The organism is Citrobacter sp. A316 (genome assembly GCF_002042945.1).
In the GTDB taxonomy this organism is placed as follows: Bacteria; Pseudomonadota; Gammaproteobacteria; order Enterobacterales; family Enterobacteriaceae; genus Citrobacter; species Citrobacter portucalensis.
Map to the genome: position 1 here is coordinate 21,678 of NZ_MVFZ01000015.1, position 18,817 is coordinate 40,494.

Here is an 18,817-nt window from a genome sequence, read left to right on the forward strand (position 1 = left end):
AAACGGTTAAATTTAGCAGCAGATATAAGTTTTTCTAACAGGCCGGATGATGACGCGTAGCTATATCCCTCTTAACTCGCTGCGGGCTTTTGAAGCCGCGGCCAGACATCTCAGTTTTACCCGCGCCGCGATTGAGCTCAACGTGACGCATTCTGCCATCAGTCAGCATGTAAAAGCGCTGGAGCAGCAGCTAAATTGTCAGCTTTTTGTGCGGGGCTCTCGTGGGTTAATGTTGACGACAGAGGGAGAAAGTCTGTTACCTGTACTTAATGATTCTTTCGATCGTATGGCGGGGATGCTGGATCGTTTTGCCACCAAACAGACCCAGGAAAAACTTAAAATTGGCGTGGTGGGGACTTTTGCGATCGGTTGTCTTTTCCCTCTGCTGAGCGATTTTAAGCGCAGTTACCCGCATATTGATTTGCATATTTCTACCCATAATAACCGCGTGGATCCCGCTGCCGAAGGGCTGGATTATACCATTCGTTACGGAGGGGGAGCCTGGCACGATACCGATGCGCAATATTTATGTAGTGCGCTGATGTCTCCGCTGTGCTCGCCAACATTGGCTTCGCAGATTAAAGCACCTGCGGACATCCTGAAATTTCCATTATTGCGATCGTATCGACGTGATGAATGGGCGCTTTGGATGCAGGCGGCCGGAGAGGCGCCTCCGTCACCGACGCACAACGTGATGGTGTTTGATTCGTCCGTCACCATGCTGGAAGCCGCTCAGGCGGGGATTGGTGTGGCAATTGCACCAGTCAGAATGTTCACGCATTTACTCAGCAGTGAACGTATCGTTCAGCCGTTTTTAACGCAGATTGATTTGGGAAGCTACTGGATAACGCGTTTGCAATCGCGCCCGGAAACACCGGCGATGCGTGAATTTTCCCGTTGGTTGACCGGGGTGCTGCACAAATAAAAAAAGGCCCGCCAATGGCGGGCCTGATCATTAACGCATGTACTTAGATGGTCAGAATACCAATCGCCGTTACAACGGTCAGGATAGCTGCCAGTCCGTAGAATACCCATTTGCCAGCAGGCACGTGGATTTTCAGGTCATGCATCGCGTGGTGCATACGGTGTAAACCACACCACAGCGGCAGAACGATCATCAGGAACAGAAACGCACGTCCGATGAAGCTCTGAGCGAATGCCAGTATGCGTTCATAGCTGAAAGCATCAGGAACAAAGCCCAGCGGCAGCATAATGCCTACCAGCAGGATCATTACCGGCGCAATGATTGCGCTCCACATACCGCCTGCACCAAACAGGCCCCAGAATACGGGTTCGTCAGAGCGTTTTGGATTTGGATTAATCATTCCGGACTCCTTACCAGAACAGGGCAACAAACAGTATGACTACTGTCGCAACCACAGTAACTGCCCAGAGACCTTTGATGATCGGCTCTGGCCCCATTTTTTCGTCTTTTACGATGATGTTGGCTGCTTTTGGCGCCAGCTCAAACCAGGTTTTGGTATGCAGCAGCGCTGCAGCTAGGGCGATAATGTTAAGGATTACCACCACCGGGTTTTGCAAAAAGGCGACAAAGCCCATCCAGGACTCTGCACCATGCTTGAGTGCAAACAGGCCGATAATCAGTTCAATGCTGAACCAGACTGCCGGAACTGCCGTGCCTTCACGCAGCATGTAAAAACGATAAAATGGCAGCTTTTTCCACCAGGTGGACGTCATTGGCCGCACATAGGCTTTACGTTTAGTCGTCATCGTGCACTCCTTAGCGTGGTTTCAGGGTAGCGATAAGAAAGTCTTTTGAACTTTCAACTTTACCCTGCTGAATGGCCGCAGCCGGATCGACGTGTTTCGGGCAGACTTCGGAGCAGTAGCCCACAAAAGTACAGGTCCACACGCCGTTCGGGCTGTTCAACTGAGCCATACGCTCCTTCTTACCGTGGTCGCGGCTATCTTCGTTGTAACGATGCGCCAGCGTAATCGCAGCCGGTCCAATGAACTCAGGGTTCAGGCCGAACTGCGGACACGCGGCATAGCACAGACCACAGTTGATGCAACCGGAGAACTGATGATACTTCGCCATCTGCGCCGGAGTCTGGGTGTTTGGACCCTGATCCGGTGTACGCGGGTTACCGATAATGTACGGTTTGATCGCTTCCAGGCTTTCGATAAAGTGCGTCATGTCGACGACCAGATCGCGCTCAATCGGGAAGTTGCCCAGCGCTTCAATCTTCATGCCGTTGGTGTAATCACGCAGGAAGGTTTTGCATGCCAGTTTCGGTACATTGTTGACCATCATGCCGCAGGAGCCGCAGATCGCCATACGGCAGGACCAGCGGTAGCTCAGGTCCGGTGCCAGGTTATCCTTGATGTAGCCCAGCGCATCCAGCAGTGACGTGGTTTCATCATAAGGAACTTCGTAGAAAGCACTGTGCGGCGCGGTATCGGTTTCCGGGTTATAGCGCACCACCTCAACTTTCAGGTTTTTCATCTCAGCCATTCGCCTTCTCCTTCTTATCGGCTGCTTCCGCTTCGCCACCGTAAACACGTTTAGCCGGTGGCAGAGTGGTGATTTTCACGTCGCTGTATTCCAGGCGAGTCGTGCCGTCAGCATCGCGGAAGGCGAGGGTGTGTTTGAGGAAGTTCACATCGTCACGCTCGGTGCAGCCTTCATCCAGACGCTGGTGCGCGCCGCGGGATTCTTTACGCGCCAGAGCAGAGTGCGCCATACATTCAGCAACGTTCAGACCGTGACCCAGTTCGATGGTATACAGCAGGTCGGTGTTGAAGACGCTGGAGGTATCAGTGATACGTACGCGCTTGAAGCGTTCCTGCAGTTCCGCCAGCTTATCAACGGTTTTCTGCATGAGTTCCGGCGTACGGTAGATACCGCAACCTTCTTCCATGGACAGGCCCATTTCGTCACGGATCTTAGACCAGTTTTCGTTACCTTCCTGGTTAACCAGATCTTTCAGACGTTTTTCAACGCCAGCAACCTGTGCGTCAAGAGCGGCACTGTTTGCAGCGCCAGCCGTTGCAGCGCGTTCTGCAGCCTGCTCACCGGCCATACGACCGAAGACCACCAGTTCTGCCAGGGAGTTAGAACCCAGACGGTTAGCGCCATGCAGACCAACAGAGGAACATTCGCCGACAGCGAACAGACCTTTAATGCGGGTTTCACAGTGCTGATCGGTTTCGATACCGCCCATGGTGTAGTGCGCGGTCGGACGTACCGGGATCGGTTCTTTAACCGGATCGACACCCACGTAAGCTTTCGCCAGTTCGCAGATGAACGGTAAACGTTCGAGCAGTTTTTTCTCGCCGAGGTGACGCAGGTCGAGGTGAACCACATCGCCACGCGGAGTGGAAATGGTGTTGCCTTTGCGCCATTCGTGCCAGAACGCCTGAGAAACTTTGTCGCGCGGACCGAGTTCCATGTATTTGTTTTTTGGCTCGCCCAGCGGGGTTTCCGGACCCATGCCGTAGTCTTGCAGATAACGGTAGCCGTTTTTGTTGACCAGAATACCGCCTTCACCACGGCAGCCTTCCGTCATCAGGATACCGGAACCTGGCAGACCTGTTGGGTGATACTGAACGAATTCCATATCACGCAGCGGAACGCCGTGGCTCAACGCCATGCCCATACCGTCGCCGGTTACGATGCCGCCGTTGGTGTTGTAACGGTAAACACGACCTGCGCCGCCCGTTGCCATAACAACAGCGTTAGCACGGATCTGCACCAGAGTGCCTTCCATCATGTTCATGGCAACCAGGCCGCGAGCATGACCGTCGTCAACCAGGATATCCAGAACGAAGTGTTCGTCAAAGCGCTGAATCTGCGGGAACTGCAAAGATGTTTGGAACAGCGTATGCAGCATGTGGAAGCCGGTCTTATCCGCGGCAAACCAGGTACGCTCGATTTTCATGCCGCCGAAGCGACGTACGTTGACGCTACCGTCTTCACGACGGCTCCATGGGCAGCCCCATTGTTCCAGCTGCGTCATTTCAGTTGGGCAGTGGTGGACAAAGTAATCCACGACATCCTGCTCACACAGCCAGTCTCCGCCTGCTACCGTATCGTGAAAATGGTAGTCAAAGCTGTCATGATCCTGCGCGACAGCAGCAGAGCCGCCTTCGGCAGCAACGGTATGGCTGCGCATTGGGTACACTTTTGAGATCAGTGCGATTTTAGCGTTGGGATTTGCTTGTGCGGCAGCAATTGCAGCACGTAATCCCGCGCCACCGGCGCCTATAATGGCAAGATCGGCTTGAAAGGTTTGCACGACATTCCTCCAGATTGTTGTTATTTCATCCCTGCCTGAAATCAGATGCTTCATCGGCTTCAAACAGGTTATGAACGCGTTTCCACTGCTCCTTTATAGGTACAATAGTATAGTCTTAGGGATGTGCGGGAAATTTGACGTGTTCGATTTTTTTAGCGTGTCACAGGGGGGAATTATCATTGAATTTGATTAATTTAATTACTAAACCACCCTATGTCGCTTTTTTTATCCAATTGCCAGCGCTGATTACTGCTGCCTGAAATTTGTCTCGTTAGCGCGATACGAGTAGACTTCGTGCCCTTGTCTTAAATCGGAGAAACAACCATGAGCGAAACGGCAACCTGGCAGCCGAGCGCGTCCATCCCCAATCTGTTGAAACGTGCAGCAATTATAGCGGAGATTCGCCGCTTTTTTGCCGATCGTGGCGTGCTTGAGGTTGAGACCCCTTGTATGAGTCAGGCAACGGTAACGGACATCCATCTGTTCCCGTTCGAAACGCGTTTCGTCGGCCCTGGACACTCCCAGGGAATGAATCTCTATTTAATGACCAGCCCTGAATACCATATGAAGCGCCTGCTGGTGGCAGGATGCGGCCCGGTGTATCAATTGTGCCGCAGCTTCCGTAATGAAGAGATGGGGCGTCATCACAACCCTGAATTCACCATGCTTGAGTGGTATCGTCCGCATTACGATATGTATCGCCTGATGAATGAAGTGGATGACCTGCTCCAGCAGGTGTTGGACTGTTCACCTGCGGAAAGCCTTTCTTACCAGCAGGCCTTCCAGCGTCATCTGGAGATAGACCCGCTGTCTGCGGATAAAACCCAACTGCGGGAAGCAGCGGCGAAATTGGATCTCAGCAATATTGCCGATACCGAAGAAGACCGGGACACCTTACTGCAATTGCTGTTTACGATGGGCGTTGAACCGCATATTGGTAAAGACAAACCGACGTTTGTGTATCATTTCCCGGCCAGCCAGGCATCACTGGCGCAAATCAGTACCGAAGATCACCGCGTGGCTGAACGTTTCGAGGTTTATTACAAAGGTATTGAGCTGGCGAATGGTTTCCATGAGTTGACCGACGCGCGCGAACAGCAGCAACGGTTTGAACAGGATAACCGCAAACGAGCCGCACGAGGCTTACCGCAGCAACCTATCGATACCAACCTGCTGGAAGCGCTGAAAGTGGGCATGCCGGATTGCTCAGGCGTGGCGCTGGGCGTTGACCGTCTGGTGATGCTGGCGCTGGGCGCAGAGAGCCTGGCCGAGGTTATCGCATTCACCGTCGATCGCGCATAATTTACTCTTCTGCAATACAAAGTGGCGACTTAATCGCCACTTTGTAGCATATTTTTTCATTTCCCCTCTAATAGCCACAATTTACACCTGGATATTTGATATCGTTTAGGTATCAATTCTGTGTTGATTTTTTTATCGCTGAACTCTGCAAAGAGAGCAGTGCCAACCGGTGAGCGGCATTTGTTAAACGCTTGCCAGAGTAAGGGATGGTTTAATGACCCAAACAATAAAAAAGATGAGCCTGATAGGTCTCATTCTCATGATATTTACGTCTGTTTTCGGTTTTGCTAATAGCCCCTCCGCGTTCTATTTAATGGGGTATAGCGCGATTCCGTGGTATATATTTTCTGCATTATTATTCTTTATTCCATTTGCTTTAATGATGGCGGAAATGGGTTCTGCCTATCGGAAAGAAGAGGGTGGAATCTATTCGTGGATGAATAATAGCGTTGGACCGCGCTATGCGTTTATCGGCACGTTTATGTGGTTTTCATCTTATGTGATATGGATGGTAAGTACTGCGGCGAAAGTCTGGGTACCTTTTTCAACCTTCTTGTTTGGCGCAGACATGACGCAGCACTGGCGTGTCGCGGGGCTTGAGCCTACGCAGGTTGTCGGACTGCTCGCCGTCGGCTGGATGATTCTGGTGACCTGCGTAGCCTCCCGGGGTATTAATAAGATTGCGCGTATTACGGCTGTAGGTGGAATTGCCGTAATGTGTCTTAATTTAGTTCTGTTGTTAGTGAGTGTCGCTATTTTGTTATTAACTGGTGGCCACTTTGCACAGGATATTAATTTCATCTCCTCGCCTAATCCGGGATATCAGTCCGGGCTGGCTATGTTGTCATTTGTTGTGTTTGCTATTTTTGCTTATGGCGGAATTGAAGCTGTGGGTGGACTGGTTGATAAAACAGAAAAACCAGAAAAGAACTTTGCTAAAGGCATTGTCTTTGCCGCTATTGTCATTTCTGTTGGTTATTCACTGGCCATCTTTTTATGGGGCGTTAGCACCAACTGGCAGCAGGTATTAAGTAATAGCTCAGTTAACCTCGGGAATATTACTTATATCCTGATGAAAAGCCTCGGAATGACGTTGGGTAATGCGCTGCATCTTTCCCCTGATGCCGCAATGGTGATGGGCGTATGGTTTGCACGTATTACCGGGCTTTCCATGTTCCTTGCCTATACCGGCGCTTTTTTCACCCTCAGCTACTCACCGCTGAAAGCGATTATTCAGGGCACGCCGAAGGCGTTGTGGCCCGCACCGATGACCAAACTGAATGCCGTAGGGATGCCGACGACGGCAATGTGGTTACAATGCCTGCTGGTGAGCCTGTTTATCCTGTTGGTTTCATTTGGTGGCGATACGGCTTCAGCGTTCTATAACAAACTGACGCTGATGGCGAACGTCTCGATGACGCTGCCGTATCTCTTCCTGGCGCTGGCGTTTCCGTTCTTTAAATCCCGTCCGGGTCTGGAAAGGCCGTTTGTGGTCTTTAAAACCCGAGCAGCGACGCTGCTGGCAACGGGTGTGGTCGTGCTGGTGGTGACGTTTGCCAACGTGTTCACCATCATCCAGCCGGTGATTGAAGCCGGGGACTGGAACAGCGCACTGTGGATGACCGGCGGTCCGATCTTCTTCTCACTGCTGGCGATGGCGATTTATCAGAACTACAGCCGCCGCATGGCTAACGAGCCTGAGTGGGCGGTGGAATAAACGACCTGCCTAATCCGGCCTACAAAGAAGCATCTTCGTAGGCCGGATAAGACCCAACGGGTCGCCATCCGGCATTTCTTGCCAACATCATGCGCTACAAACTTCCCGCCGGGCGACTGCCTCTGCCCGCAGAACTTAGCGTTCTCCCTGTTTGCTTACCGCCGAGGCTCTCCAGACGCATCTGGAATGGTGGGAACGGCATATCAATACCGTGCTCGCGGAAGCCTGCCAGAATCAGCTGGTGGATTTCATGGCGCAGCGGCATGCGATGCCCCATTTCAGCGGCATAAATACGCAGTTCGAAGATTTGAATCCCCTGCTGCAGGTCAACCAGGAAGACTTCAGGTGCCGGATTATCGATAACCAGCGAGCAACGGTGTGCGGCAGTCAGCAGGATCTGCGTAACCTCCTCGCTGTTAGCCTCCGACGGTGCCGGGATGGTTAACACCACACGGGTAACGGAATCGGATAACGACCAGTTGATAAACTGTTCGGTGATAAAGGCTTTGTTGGGCACGATGATCTCTTTGCGGTCCCAGTCGCTGATAGTGGTGGCACGGGTATTAATTTTCGTCACGCTACCGGTAAGATCGCGAATCGTCACCGTGTCGCCAATGCGGATTGGTTTTTCAAACAGGATAATCAGGCCGGAAATAAAGTTGGCGAAGATCTCCTGCAAACCAAAGCCCAAACCGACACCAAGAGCCGCCACCAGCCATTGCAGTTTGGACCATTCAATACCGATCATCGAGAAGCCAACCAGACCGCCAATCAGCATCAGCAGATACTTGGTGATGGTGGTGATGGCGTAACCAGTGCCGGGAGTTAAATCCAGATGTTGCAGCAGCGCCAGCTCCAGCAGTGCGGGTAGGTTACGCACCAACTGGGTGGTGATGATGAATACCAGAATCGCGATAAGCACCGCGCCCAGCGTTATTGGTTCTAAGCTTTCCACACCCTGCACTGTGGAGGTCACATCCCACAACGAGATGTTTTCCAGGAAGCCGAAAGCGGAATGAATTTCTGACCACAGTACAATGACCGAGAGCAGGGCGATAAGCATCAGGATTGAGCGCACCAGGCGCAGCGATTGCGCGCTGATAGCATCCAAATCCACTTCGCTTTCATCAACGTCAATCGCGCCTTCAAGGCTGGTGGAATGCGGTGGTTCTTCTTCGCCCCGCGCGCGCTGTGCCAGCATTTCAGCGCGTCGATGCTTGGCGCGGTCAAACGCCAGGCGGCGGCGCTGGATCAGCATCCAGCGGCGGATGACGTGGTAAACCACCAGTAATAAGAACCAAATCGCCACGGACGTTTCCAGACGCGCCAACAACGCTTGTGACGTGGCAAGATAACCTACTGCCGCGGCGAGAATAGCAATCAGCGGCGCGCCCATCAGCATATTCCACAGCATGCTGTTGACCATGTTATCGCTGTTGCCCTCTTTATCGAGGTACAGCGGTATCCCGGCGCGTTTCAGGCTCAGGGTTACGACCGCCAGCGCACCGCAAATCAGAATAAAGCACAGACGTCCCAGTGAGGCAGAGAATTCCCGGTCATTGAGGTTATCAAACATAATCACCGCCATGATCAGCGGGACAATCAGCCCGATGCTCATCAGGTAATAGTGCATGGCTTTCGCGACGCGGTTCCGTGGCCAGCCAAAGTGAGCAATGAACAGACCATTGGGGCGTGCAAAGGTGGCGCAGATCATTACCGCCCACAGCATAGGCACCGTGGCGGTAACGCCATCACCGATCGCGACAGCCAACGGATAAGGCCAGGCTTCCTGCAATCCGTAACCGAGCGTTGCCCACAGCACTGGCAACGGTGAAGCGACGAGTATTGACCAGAATACCGTGCGTATTGTCAGCCAGAAATGGTCCTGGGTGACTTTCCCGACCCGCGCGGACGAGCGTTCAAGGAAACGGGTGAAGTGTTTGCGCGAAGAGAGGCTAAAGCCAACTAACACCAACGCCGCGAACAGCGGTAGCAGCGTTTCTTTGCTGGTCAGCATCATGATGCTGGCTTGGCCCAACTGATTAAACGTATCTAATGAGATCAGACGCCGCAGATCCTGAACGATGTCGACAGGCCAGGAGAGCGAGATAGGGCTAACGTCTGACGTCCAGAACAGATAGCGGTGCGTCGCTTCATTGACCTCTTTTAGCGCATCTTCCAGTTGGCTGTTGGAAACTTTGAGCTTGGTCAGCTCAAGGATCAGCGTATCACCGCCCTGTAACAATGAGTTCAGCAGCTCACGCTGGGTGCGTAGCTGGGCGTTGAGGATGCTGCTCTGTTCAGCGGTCAGCGGTTGTCCATCGGCCTGATGAATCTGACGCAGCTGCGGCTGTTTGTTGAGGAGGTCCTCATAGCGCATGCGATGCACGCGAAGCTGCGCCATTTCGGTATCCAGTTGCTGAGGTTTGGGCATTTCCGGCAGACGGGATACCTGCGCTCGCAGCGCTTCTCCCAGCATATTTGAAACCCCAAGCCACTGAGACTGCTCTCTCAGCGTATTTAATGCCTGACGCACCTGCAGCGTTTGGCTGGCGGCCTGACGCTGTTGCGAGGCGACCAGGTCCATACGCTGTGCTTGCTGGTTTAAGGCCTGAGACAGCTCGCGGTTCACCTTGAACTGGTCGACAATACCTTCCGGCAGTCCCGCGCTGTTTTCCGCCAGCAGTTCGGTGCTTTCCAGCGCTCGCTCGGCTTCACGCTGACGTTGACTGTTGAGTTGATTGCGCAAAGCCTGCAGGTAAGCGTCGAGTTGTTGACTCTGTTTTTCCGCCAGTTCGGAGCGCATACGCGCCAGTTCCTGACGGTTATTGGCGGAAAGCTGCGCCAGCTCCAGTTCATCGACCTGGGCTTTAAGTTTGGCGGATTCAGCCTGCATCGCTTGATTCTGCGCGGAATTGCCGTTGGCGGTACCAATGCGTCGCTCAAGCTCATTGAGCTGGCGGCGGGCATCGGTTTGCTGTTGAGGAAGCTGGCTTAACGAGTCGGCGATTTCCCGGGCGCGATCCTGCTCCTGCTGGGCTTGACGACTCTTTTCCAGCAGTTGGCTGCTAACCTGGAGGATCTCCTGGTTTAACGCATCGGTAGTGAGCCCGGTTGGCACATTGCGCGGTTCATCGCGCAGGTTGCTAAGCTGCGCGCGTAACGTTGCGGACAGCTTGGGGAAGTTATCAATAACCTGCTGATATTGCTGGGCACGCTCGAGAGAGCCTTTACGCTCCTCAAGGGCATTCAGCGCGGACTGGAGCGCCTCGACGGTTTCTGGCTGAGCGGGTTTTGCCGCTTTTGCCTGCTCCAGTTCCTGGGTGAGTTGTTTGGCATCGGGGGCCGTCGCAGCGTACGCCCCCAGGCTGAGGCACCAGGCCATCAGAAAAGTGATAATCAGGCGCACAGCAGCGATTCCTATGTTTAACTTTCGTCTTTTTTGTCGTCAACCAGCGGGCTGGCATCGTGTTCTGCTTCGATCTCTTCTTTTGCCAGCGGGGCCGGTTCTGCCTCTGGCGTCACGAAAGTCTCGGTCGAGATGGCCATTGGTTGGCCGATTTTGGTCACGGAAAGATCCTGCAACTGCTCAACCAGGTTAACTTTGCCAGGTGCGAACAGATTGATGACGGTGGAACCGAGCTTAAAGCGGCCCATTTCCTGACCTTTCAGCAGCGCCACCGACCCTTCGCTTTCGCCTTCCGGCCAGGTCCAGCGCTTGATAACGCCTTCACGCGGAGGGGTAATGGTGCCAGCCCATGTGGTTTCAATGCTGCCGACGATGGTCGCGCCGACCAGAATCTGCACCATCGGGCCAAATTCGGTATCAAACAGACAGATTACACGTTCGTTGCGGGCAAACAGGTTCGGTACGTTTTGCGCAGTCAGGATGTTTACAGAGAAGAGATCGCCCGGCACATACATCATTTCACGCAGGATACCGTTACACGGCATGTGTACACGGTGGTAATCGCGTGGAGATAAGTAAGTGGTTACAAACGTACCGTTGCGGAATTTATCCGCCATCTGGTAGTTGCCTGCCAGCAGCGCTTCAAGGGTATAGCTGTGCCCTTTAGCCTGCAGCAGTTTGTCTTCTTCGATGTTGCCTAACTGGTTGATCACGCCGTCAGCGGGCATGACCAGTACGTTTGGATCAGTGTTAATCGGGCGTGCATCGTCGCGCAGTGGGCGAACAAAGAAGTCGTTAAAGGTGCGATAGCTGGCGGTGTCCGGCTTTTGCGCCTCTTTCATATCGACCTTGTAATATTTCACGAACAGATCGATAACCAGTTTGGTCAGCCATCCCGCTCGTTTGCTCGCACCCCAACCCGCCAGGCGAGTGAGCCATAGTTTCGGCAGAATGTATTGTAGCGAAAGCTTAAATGAGTTTAACAAGGTAGCCTCCAGGCCATAATTTGTTCCCGATCCGGCATGTGGGCCGGATCCTGAAAAAAGGGGGACGATTCTAGCGATGCTTAGCTTAGTTGTCAGTTGTCTGTATCAGAAAAGTTTTTACGCGTTTTTACCTGCGCCATGCTTTCCAGGATGCGGTGATAATTTTCAAACCGGGTTTCGGCTATGCCCCCTTGTTCTACAGCCTCACGGATAGCGCAGCCTGGATCGGTATCATGTTTGCAGTCGCGGTATTTGCAATGGCCCAGGTAGTCATGGAATTCGACAAAGCCATGCGTGATTTGTTCCGGCTCCAGATGCCACAGTCCGAACTCACGTACGCCAGGGGAGTCGATAACGTCGCCGCCGTGCGGGAAATGATACAGGCGAGAGGCCGTGGTGGTGTGCTGTCCAAGGCCGGAGTTGTCGGAGACATCGTTGGTCAGGATCTCTTCCTGCAGGCCGAGAAGATTATTGAGCAGGCTGGATTTACCTACGCCTGACTGACCGGCAAAAATGCTGATGCGATCGGTTAATGCTTCTTCAAGCGGTTTCAGGCCGTCTTTAGTGCGGCTTGATACCATCAACACCCGATAGCCAATGTTGCGATAGATATCCATCTGTTCGTTAACGAAGGCCATGCCTTCATCATCCAGCAGATCGATCTTATTCAGCACGATAATCGGTTCAACGTGTAGCGTTTCGCAGGCTACCAGATACCGGTCGATAATATTAAGTGACAGCTCGGGTAAGATGGCTGAGACAATAACGATCTGGTCGATGTTGGCGGCAATGGGTTTTACCCCGTCGTAAAAGTCGGGGCGTGTCAGTACCGAGGTACGATCGTGTACCGCTTCAACGATACCTTTGACATTCACGCCTTCAGCTGCCGCTTTACCCGGGCGCCAGACTACGCGATCGCCAGTAACCAGCGAGCGAATGGTACGGCGGATGTTGCAGCGGTGAATTTCACCGTCAGCAGACTCTACGTCGACATGCATGCCAAAACGGCTAATAACGATGCCTTCAGCGGTTTCGCCAAACAGGTTGTCGTCGTAGTCAGGCTTCTCCGTGGACGTTTTAAGACGACGCTGGTGATTGGCGTTCACACGGCGCTGTTGGCCTTTGGAGAGTTTATTCTTACTCAATCGGACTGGCTCCTGGTCGCCCATGATGGGCAAAACATTTATGATACACACAATTTTAGATCAATGTAGTCACACTGAATGTGACGCTGAAGGGTGGAAAATAGCATGAGTGCCAATGAAAACAACCTGATTTGGATCGATCTGGAGATGACAGGTCTGGATCCCGAGCGCGATCGCATTATTGAGATCGCCACGCTGGTGACGGATGCCAATCTGAATATTCTGGCTGAAGGGCCGACAATTGCGGTGCACCAGTCCGACGAACAGTTGGCATTAATGGATGACTGGAACGTACGTACACATACCGGTAGCGGGCTGGTGGAGCGCGTGAAGGCGAGCACCATGGGCGATCGTGAAGCTGAACTGGCCACGCTGGCTTTTTTGAAAGAGTGGGTTCCGGAAGGGAAATCACCTATCTGTGGCAACAGCATCGGTCAGGATCGTCGTTTCCTGTTTAAATACATGCCGGAGCTGGAGGCGTATTTCCATTATCGCTATCTGGACGTCAGCACGCTCAAAGAACTGGCGCGTCGTTGGAAGCCGGAAATCCTTGCGGGCTTCACCAAGCAGGGAACACATCAGGCGATGGACGACATTCGTGAATCTGTTGCTGAGCTTGCTTACTATCGCGAACATTTTATTAATCTTTGATTTTGTTCTCCGGTGGCTTGCGTCACCGGGTTTTTGACGCTAAATTGTTCAGCTTGATTGTAAATTAATCACTTGAACGAATTTTCGAAAAAAACGCTTTCAGGGGGGTTGCAGCTAAACGGATTTCTCGTATAATGCGCCTCCCGTAACGACGCAGAAATGCGAATTACGACAGCAACAAATTTGCGGGAATAGCTCAGTTGGTAGAGCACGACCTTGCCAAGGTCGGGGTCGCGAGTTCGAGTCTCGTTTCCCGCTCCAAAATTTGAAAGTGCTTGTTAAGCACAGACCACCAATCGCAGAATTTCGAATTGCGACAAGGCGGCAACTGAATGAGTCCTTAGGAGCTTACTAAAGTAAGTGACTCAGGCGAATGAAGGCAGCCAACGCAGTAGCGGTTCGAAAGACGAAGATTATGCGGGAATAGCTCAGTTGGTAGAGCACGACCTTGCCAAGGTCGGGGTCGCGAGTTCGAGTCTCGTTTCCCGCTCCAAAATTTGAAAGTGCTTATTAAGCACAGACACACCCAAGCGGGAATAGCTCAGTTGGTAGAGCACGACCTTGCCAAGGTCGGGGTCGCGAGTTCGAGTCTCGTTTCCCGCTCCAAATTCTTACCCCAATAAAAATATCCACAACGAATAATCGCGTTGGGGACGTTTTGTTTCGTCGTTGACATACTATTGTAAACAGACTTATCCACAGGATCAGGTATTATTCCCGTAATGCAAAAAACTTCGCCGGGTGAATAGTATCATTTTAACCAGTTGAAATTACTGCATTAATTATCATTTCAAATTGTTAGTGCGATCACTTGACGATTTTTTCCCTCTTGAATATCAATGTGTTTTTATTTTTATACACAAGCTGTGGATGACTTAAGCGTCGCGCGGCAGACCTTTCTCAATGACCCTAACCAAACGTTGTTTCTTCGGTAACTGAACCTCAACTACGCAGGCATTTCGCTTCTCGATTTGCTGAGCAACCGCCCAGTCTATGTGTTCGTCGAGAAGTGGGTGCTCACCTCTGCGACTTTCCAGTGCGTGCAGAATGGCTTCATCCCAGGGAGCATTACCCAGCGCAACGGCGATATTTCGCAGCCAGCGCAGGTGGCCAATACGACGAATGGCAGACCCCTCCGTGACTTTTAAAAACCACGCTTCGTTCCAGCTAAATAGCTCTATCAACTCCGGAGCATGAAGCTGCTTGCGCGGGTTGAAGTCATCCTCTGCCGTCAACTGTGAATAGCGGTTCCACGGGCAAATGAGCTGGCAATCATCACAGCCGTAAATTCGATTTCCCAACAATGGACGAAACTCTTCCGGGATCGCGCCTTCCAGTTCGATAGTGAGATAAGAGATACAGCGGCGCGCATCTACGGTGTAGGGCTCAACGATGGCCCCGGTGGGACAGATGGTCATGCAGGCAACGCATTTCCCGCATCCTTCTTCTACCGGTTGGTCGATCGGCAGGGGTAAATCGATCAGTAATTCCCCGAGGAAGAAAAATGAACCGGCTTCGCGATTGAGGATAAGTGAGTGCTTACCTGTCCAGCCAAGCCCGGCTTTTTCCGCTAACGGACGCTCAAGAATGGGCGCAGAATCGACAAAAGGTCTAAAATTCAGCGAAACGCAGTGCTGTTGAATCATCTCTCCCAGCTTTTTTAAGCGGTTACGCAGCAGCTTGTGGTAGTCGCGGCCAAGCGCGTAACGGCTGACGTAACCCAGAGAAGGGTTCTTCAACGTGCTGGCGAAGGCTGCATTGGCAGGAAGATAGTTCATACGTACGCTGATGACACGTAGCGTACCGGGCAATAATTCGTGAGGGCGGGCGCGCATCATGCCGTGACGGGCCATCCAGTCCATCTCGCCGTGGTATTGTTTATCCAGCCAGGCCTGCAGTTTGGGCTCCGCTTCGCTGAGGTCGGTATCGGCAATACCGACCTGCTGAAAGCCAAGCTCCAGCCCCCACTGCTTAATATTTTGCGCTAACTGATTGAGATCGAGGGGCTCTGACATGACGGACCATACAATGAAGAAAAACCCCGCAAGTATACCACACTCCATCTGGCCCGCCGATGACATCAGGCGGATGGAGCGAGAGGCGGCAGACAGTTCAGGGCTTACGCTGTACGAACTGATGCAACGGGCGGGAGAGGCGGCGTTTCAGGTCACTCGTGAGGCTTATCCGAACGCCCGGCACTGGCTGGTGCTATGCGGTCATGGCAACAACGGCGGTGATGGTTACGTAGTGGCAAGACTTGCCAAAGCGCTGGGTCTTGAAGTCACTTTGCTGGCGCAGGAGAGTGATAAACCGCTCCCCGAGGAGGCGCAGCAGGCACGTGATGCCTGGCTTAACGCGGGTGGCGTCATTCACGCGGCTGATATCAATTGGCCAAATAACGTGGACGTTATTATCGACGCACTGACCGGCACTGGCTTAAAACATGCGCCGCGTGAGCCTCTCTCAGTATTGATTGAACGTGCCAATTCTCACTCAGCCCCCACCGTGGCGATAGACATTCCCTCTGGCCTGCTGGCGCAGACGGGGGCGACGCCGGGCGCGGTCATCAACGCAGCGCATACCATTACCTTTATTGCACTCAAGCCGGGCCTGCTCACCGGTAAAGCGCGCGATGTCACCGGGCGTCTGCATGTTAACGCACTTGGGTTGGACGACTGGCTGGCGGGGCAGAACGCGCCATTGCAACGTTTTGATGCTCAACAACTTGCACATTGGCTAACGCCGCGTCGACCCACCTCACACAAGGGCTCCCACGGTCGGCTGGTGATTATCGGTGGTGACCACGGTACGGCAGGCGCAATACGCATGGCCGGGGAAGCCGCGCTGCGTGCTGGTGCCGGTCTGGTCAAAGTGCTGACGCGTAGTGAAAACATTGCACCTATTTTGACAGCCAGACCGGAACTGATGGTCGATGCGCTGACGCCGCAAACGCTGGAAGAGAGCCTGGCATGGGCAGATGTAGTGGTGATAGGCCCCGGGCTTGGTCAGCAGGAGTGGGGCAAAAAAGCGCTGCAAAAAGTGGAGAATTTTCGCAAACCGATGCTCTGGGATGCGGATGCGCTGAACCTGCTGGCAATCAACCCCGATAAACGTCACAATCGCGTGATCACGCCGCATCCAGGTGAAGCCGCGCGACTGCTGGGTTGTTCCATTGCAGAAATTGAAGACGATCGCTTACTTTGTGCACAACGTCTGGTAAAACGGTACGGAGGCGTGGTGGTGCTGAAAGGCGCGGGTACGGTTGTTGCTGCTGAACAGGCGGAGTTGGGTATTATTGATACTGGCAATGCCGGGATGGCCAGCGGCGGAATGGGGGATGTGCTTTCCGGTATTATTGGCGCATTGCTCGGACAGAAGCTTACCCCGTATGATGCAGCATGTGCGGGATGTGTTGCGCACGGAGCGGCGGCGGATGTGCTGGCGGCGCGTTTTGGTACGCGCGGCATGCTGGCGACAGATCTCTTTACCACGCTACAGCGTATTGTTAACCCTGATGTGATTGACGTTTATCATGATGAATCGAGTAATTCCACTACCTGATGAGCAGGCGACTTTAGACCTGGGACTTCGGGTAGCCAAAGCCTGTGACGGTGCGACGGTTATATATTTGTACGGCGACCTGGGGGCGGGTAAAACCACCTTCAGCCGGGGATTTCTGCAGGCGTTAGGTCATAAGGGTAATGTAAAAAGCCCCACCTACACGCTGGTTGAACCCTATTCACTCGATAACTTGATGGTATATCACTTCGATTTATACCGACTTGCGGACCCGGAGGAGCTGGAATTTATGGGGATCCGCGATTATTTTGCCAATGATGCCATCTGCCTGGTGGAATGGCCGCAACAAGGTAAAGGTGTACTGCCGGACCCGGACGTCGAAATACACATTGAATACCAGGCGCAAGGTCGAGAGGCGCGTGTAAGCGCAGTCTCCTCATCAGGTGATTTATTGCTGGCGCGTTTAGCCGATTAACCTTAAGGGTGGCGGGATGATTTATCGCATCAGAAACTGGCTGATGGCAACCCTGGTCCTGCTGTGCGCGCAGGCAGGGGCCGCCAGCCTCTCCGATCTTCAGGTGTCCAATGGCGATCAACAGGCGCGGATCACGCTGAGCTTTATTGGCGATCCTGAATATGCCGTTTCGCAGGACGGGAAACGAACCGTTGCACTGGATATTAAACAAACCGGAGTGATTCAGGGATTACCGCTGCTGTTTAGCGGCAATAATCTGGTGAAATCTATCCGTTCCGGCACGCCAAAAGATGCGCAGTCTCTGCGCCTGATGGTGGATTTAACCGAGAACGGTAAAGCCGAAGCTGTAAAACGCCAGAACGGCGGCAATTATACCGTCGTGTTTACCATCAACGCTGATGCACCACCGCCGCCGCCTCCACCTCCCGTGGTTGCAAAGCGTGTTGAAGCGCCGATTGTGGCCCCACGTCCTGTCGAGCCTGCGCGCAATCCATTTAAAGCGGAAAACGATCGCACTACGGCTGTGACTAACAGCAATACCTCCACGCGCCCTGCGGCGCGCGCCAGTACCAGCAACGGCGATAAAGTGGTGATTGCCATTGATGCCGGACACGGTGGACAGGATCCTGGCGCTATTGGTCCTGGCGGCACGCGTGAGAAAAACGTCACGATTGCTGTGGCGCGCAAACTGCGCAGTTTGCTCAATGATGACCCGATGTTTAAAGGCGTACTCACCCGTGATGGTGATTACTTTATCTCGGTGATGGGGCGTTCAGACGTCGCGCGTAAACAAAACGCGAATTTCCTGGTTTCTATTCACGCGGATGCCGCGCCAAACCGTGATGCCACAGGTGCTTCCGTTTGGGTGCTGTCAAACCGTCGGGCGAACAGTGAGATGGCCGGCTGGCTTGAACAGCACGAGAAGCAATCGGAGCTGTTGGGCGGCGCTGGCGACGTGCTGGCAAACAGCCAGTCCGATCCTTACCTCAGCCAGGCTGTACTGGATCTGCAGTTCGGTCATTCGCAACGCGTCGGGTATGATGTGGCGACCAGCATGATCGGCCAGTTAGAACGTATTGGTTCGATGCATAAGCGTCGCCCGGAACACGCTAGCCTTGGCGTACTGCGTTCGCCTGATATCCCGTCAGTGCTGGTTGAAACCGGCTTTATCAGTAACAACAGCGAAGAACGTCTGTTGGCGAGCGATGATTACCAGCAGCAACTGGCTGAGGCGATTTACAAAGGATTGCGTAACTATTTCCAGGCGCACCCGATGCAAACCGGGCCGCAGGGCGCACCGGCGCAAACCGCCAGCGCCATATCGCCGGGTAACACGTTAACAAATTAAGGATTA

The 18,817-nt window shown here is 53.2% G+C and carries 15 protein-coding genes and 3 tRNA genes; 10 read left to right on the forward strand and 8 right to left on the reverse strand.

Annotation, left to right across the window (positions count from 1 at the left end):
- Positions 1–49 precede the first annotated feature (49 nt).
- Positions 50–925 carry a LysR family transcriptional regulator AmpR gene (gene ampR / locus BZK41_RS17840; RefSeq protein WP_079939034.1) on the forward strand — a complete coding sequence of 292 codons (876 nt, stop codon included), beginning with the start codon at positions 50–52 and terminating at the stop codon, positions 923–925.
- Positions 926–968: 43 nt separating this feature from the next.
- Here the strand turns inward: ampR and frdD are convergent, their stop codons facing one another.
- The 4 genes from frdD to frdA are packed head-to-tail and all read right to left on the reverse strand — an operon-like array spanning position 969 to position 4,259.
- The gene (gene frdD / locus BZK41_RS17845; RefSeq protein WP_032937775.1) at positions 969–1,325 is read right to left on the reverse strand and encodes a fumarate reductase subunit FrdD; all 357 of its coding nucleotides are present in this window, start codon (positions 1,323–1,325) and stop codon (positions 969–971) included.
- A 10-nt stretch (positions 1,326–1,335) separates the two neighbouring features.
- The gene (gene frdC, locus BZK41_RS17850) at positions 1,336–1,731 is read right to left on the reverse strand and encodes a fumarate reductase subunit FrdC (RefSeq protein WP_003025537.1); all 396 of its coding nucleotides are present in this window, start codon (positions 1,729–1,731) and stop codon (positions 1,336–1,338) included.
- Positions 1,732–1,741: 10 nt separating this feature from the next.
- Positions 1,742–2,476 carry a fumarate reductase iron-sulfur protein gene (gene frdB, locus BZK41_RS17855; RefSeq protein WP_079939035.1) on the reverse strand — a complete coding sequence of 245 codons (735 nt, stop codon included), beginning with the start codon at positions 2,474–2,476 and terminating at the stop codon, positions 1,742–1,744.
- Entirely contained in the window at positions 2,469–4,259 is a 1,791-nt protein-coding gene (gene frdA, locus BZK41_RS17860) for a fumarate reductase (quinol) flavoprotein subunit (protein ID WP_003830519.1), read from the reverse strand. Before frdA ends, frdB begins: the two co-directional genes overlap by 8 nt.
- Positions 4,260–4,583: 324 nt before the next feature.
- Here frdA and epmA point away from each other — a divergent pair, with 324 nt between their 5' ends.
- Together epmA and yjeM are read left to right on the forward strand one after the other, a co-directional pair.
- Positions 4,584–5,561: an elongation factor P--(R)-beta-lysine ligase gene (epmA, locus tag BZK41_RS17865; RefSeq protein ID WP_079939036.1), complete on the forward strand. Its 978-nt coding sequence runs from the start codon at positions 4,584–4,586 to the stop codon at positions 5,559–5,561.
- Positions 5,562–5,775: 214 nt separating this feature from the next.
- Positions 5,776–7,278: a glutamate/gamma-aminobutyrate family transporter YjeM gene (gene yjeM / locus BZK41_RS17870; protein WP_079939037.1), complete on the forward strand. Its 1,503-nt coding sequence runs from the start codon at positions 5,776–5,778 to the stop codon at positions 7,276–7,278.
- Between the two features lie 94 nt (positions 7,279–7,372).
- Here yjeM and mscM read toward each other — a convergent pair whose 3' ends face one another.
- The 3 genes from mscM to rsgA form a co-directional block, all read right to left on the reverse strand.
- Positions 7,373–10,687: a miniconductance mechanosensitive channel MscM gene (mscM, locus tag BZK41_RS17875; protein WP_079939038.1), complete on the reverse strand. Its 3,315-nt coding sequence runs from the start codon at positions 10,685–10,687 to the stop codon at positions 7,373–7,375.
- A gap of 17 nt (positions 10,688–10,704) precedes the next feature.
- Complete coding sequence (asd, locus tag BZK41_RS17880; protein ID WP_003830511.1) at positions 10,705–11,673, reverse strand: archaetidylserine decarboxylase; 969 nt, start codon at positions 11,671–11,673, stop codon at positions 10,705–10,707.
- Positions 11,674–11,765: 92 nt separating this feature from the next.
- Positions 11,766–12,818, reverse strand: a complete 1,053-nt coding sequence (rsgA, locus tag BZK41_RS17885; protein WP_172313226.1) for a small ribosomal subunit biogenesis GTPase RsgA — start codon at positions 12,816–12,818, stop codon at positions 11,766–11,768.
- Between the two features lie 105 nt (positions 12,819–12,923).
- Between rsgA and orn the strand changes: the two genes are divergently transcribed.
- The 4 genes from orn (at position 12,924) to BZK41_RS17905 (ending at position 14,075) form a co-directional block, all read left to right on the forward strand.
- Positions 12,924–13,469 carry an oligoribonuclease gene (orn, locus tag BZK41_RS17890; RefSeq protein WP_020996267.1) on the forward strand — a complete coding sequence of 182 codons (546 nt, stop codon included), beginning with the start codon at positions 12,924–12,926 and terminating at the stop codon, positions 13,467–13,469.
- A gap of 185 nt (positions 13,470–13,654) precedes the next feature.
- Positions 13,655–13,730 (forward strand) — tRNA-Gly (locus BZK41_RS17895).
- 156 nt (positions 13,731–13,886) lie between these two features.
- Positions 13,887–13,962, forward strand: a tRNA-Gly gene (locus tag BZK41_RS17900).
- Positions 13,963–13,999: 37 nt separating this feature from the next.
- Positions 14,000–14,075 (forward strand) — tRNA-Gly (locus BZK41_RS17905).
- 269 nt (positions 14,076–14,344) lie between these two features.
- Here BZK41_RS17905 and queG read toward each other — a convergent pair.
- The gene (gene queG, locus BZK41_RS17910; protein ID WP_079939040.1) at positions 14,345–15,484 is read right to left on the reverse strand and encodes a tRNA epoxyqueuosine(34) reductase QueG; all 1,140 of its coding nucleotides are present in this window, start codon (positions 15,482–15,484) and stop codon (positions 14,345–14,347) included.
- Here queG and nnr point away from each other — a divergent pair.
- From nnr to amiB, 3 genes are read left to right on the forward strand one after another with little or no spacing between them, the layout of a single operon-like run.
- Complete coding sequence (gene nnr, locus BZK41_RS17915) at positions 15,483–17,030, forward strand: bifunctional ADP-dependent NAD(P)H-hydrate dehydratase/NAD(P)H-hydrate epimerase (protein WP_079939041.1); 1,548 nt, start codon at positions 15,483–15,485, stop codon at positions 17,028–17,030. The genes queG and nnr overlap by 2 nt on opposite strands.
- Positions 17,002–17,463: a tRNA (adenosine(37)-N6)-threonylcarbamoyltransferase complex ATPase subunit type 1 TsaE gene (gene tsaE / locus BZK41_RS17920; protein ID WP_008786002.1), complete on the forward strand. Its 462-nt coding sequence runs from the start codon at positions 17,002–17,004 to the stop codon at positions 17,461–17,463. The genes nnr and tsaE overlap by 29 nt, the downstream gene beginning before the upstream one ends.
- Before the next feature lie 16 nt (positions 17,464–17,479).
- Entirely contained in the window at positions 17,480–18,811 is a 1,332-nt protein-coding gene (gene amiB / locus BZK41_RS17925) for an N-acetylmuramoyl-L-alanine amidase AmiB (protein ID WP_079939042.1), read from the forward strand.
- The last annotated feature ends 6 nt before the right edge of the window (positions 18,812–18,817 follow it).

Bases quoted from the DNA above. Each gene is read 5' to 3' on its own strand.
- yjeM (WP_079939037.1), top strand. From the start codon at position 5,776: ATGACCCAAACAATAAAAAAGATGAGCCTGATAGGTCTCATTCTCATG.
- epmA (WP_079939036.1), top strand. From the start codon at position 4,584: ATGAGCGAAACGGCAACCTGGCAGCCGAGCGCGTCCATCCCCAATCTG.
- amiB (WP_079939042.1), top strand. From the start codon at position 17,480: ATGATTTATCGCATCAGAAACTGGCTGATGGCAACCCTGGTCCTGCTG.
- frdD (WP_032937775.1), bottom strand. From the start codon at position 1,325: ATGATTAATCCAAATCCAAAACGCTCTGACGAACCCGTATTCTGGGGC.
- nnr (WP_079939041.1), top strand. From the start codon at position 15,483: ATGACGGACCATACAATGAAGAAAAACCCCGCAAGTATACCACACTCC.
- orn (WP_020996267.1), top strand. From the start codon at position 12,924: ATGAGTGCCAATGAAAACAACCTGATTTGGATCGATCTGGAGATGACA.
- frdC (WP_003025537.1), bottom strand. From the start codon at position 1,731: ATGACGACTAAACGTAAAGCCTATGTGCGGCCAATGACGTCCACCTGG.
- frdB (WP_079939035.1), bottom strand. From the start codon at position 2,476: ATGGCTGAGATGAAAAACCTGAAAGTTGAGGTGGTGCGCTATAACCCG.
- ampR (WP_079939034.1), top strand. From the start codon at position 50: ATGACGCGTAGCTATATCCCTCTTAACTCGCTGCGGGCTTTTGAAGCC.
- tsaE (WP_008786002.1), top strand. From the start codon at position 17,002: ATGATGAATCGAGTAATTCCACTACCTGATGAGCAGGCGACTTTAGAC.
- queG (WP_079939040.1), bottom strand. From the start codon at position 15,484: ATGTCAGAGCCCCTCGATCTCAATCAGTTAGCGCAAAATATTAAGCAG.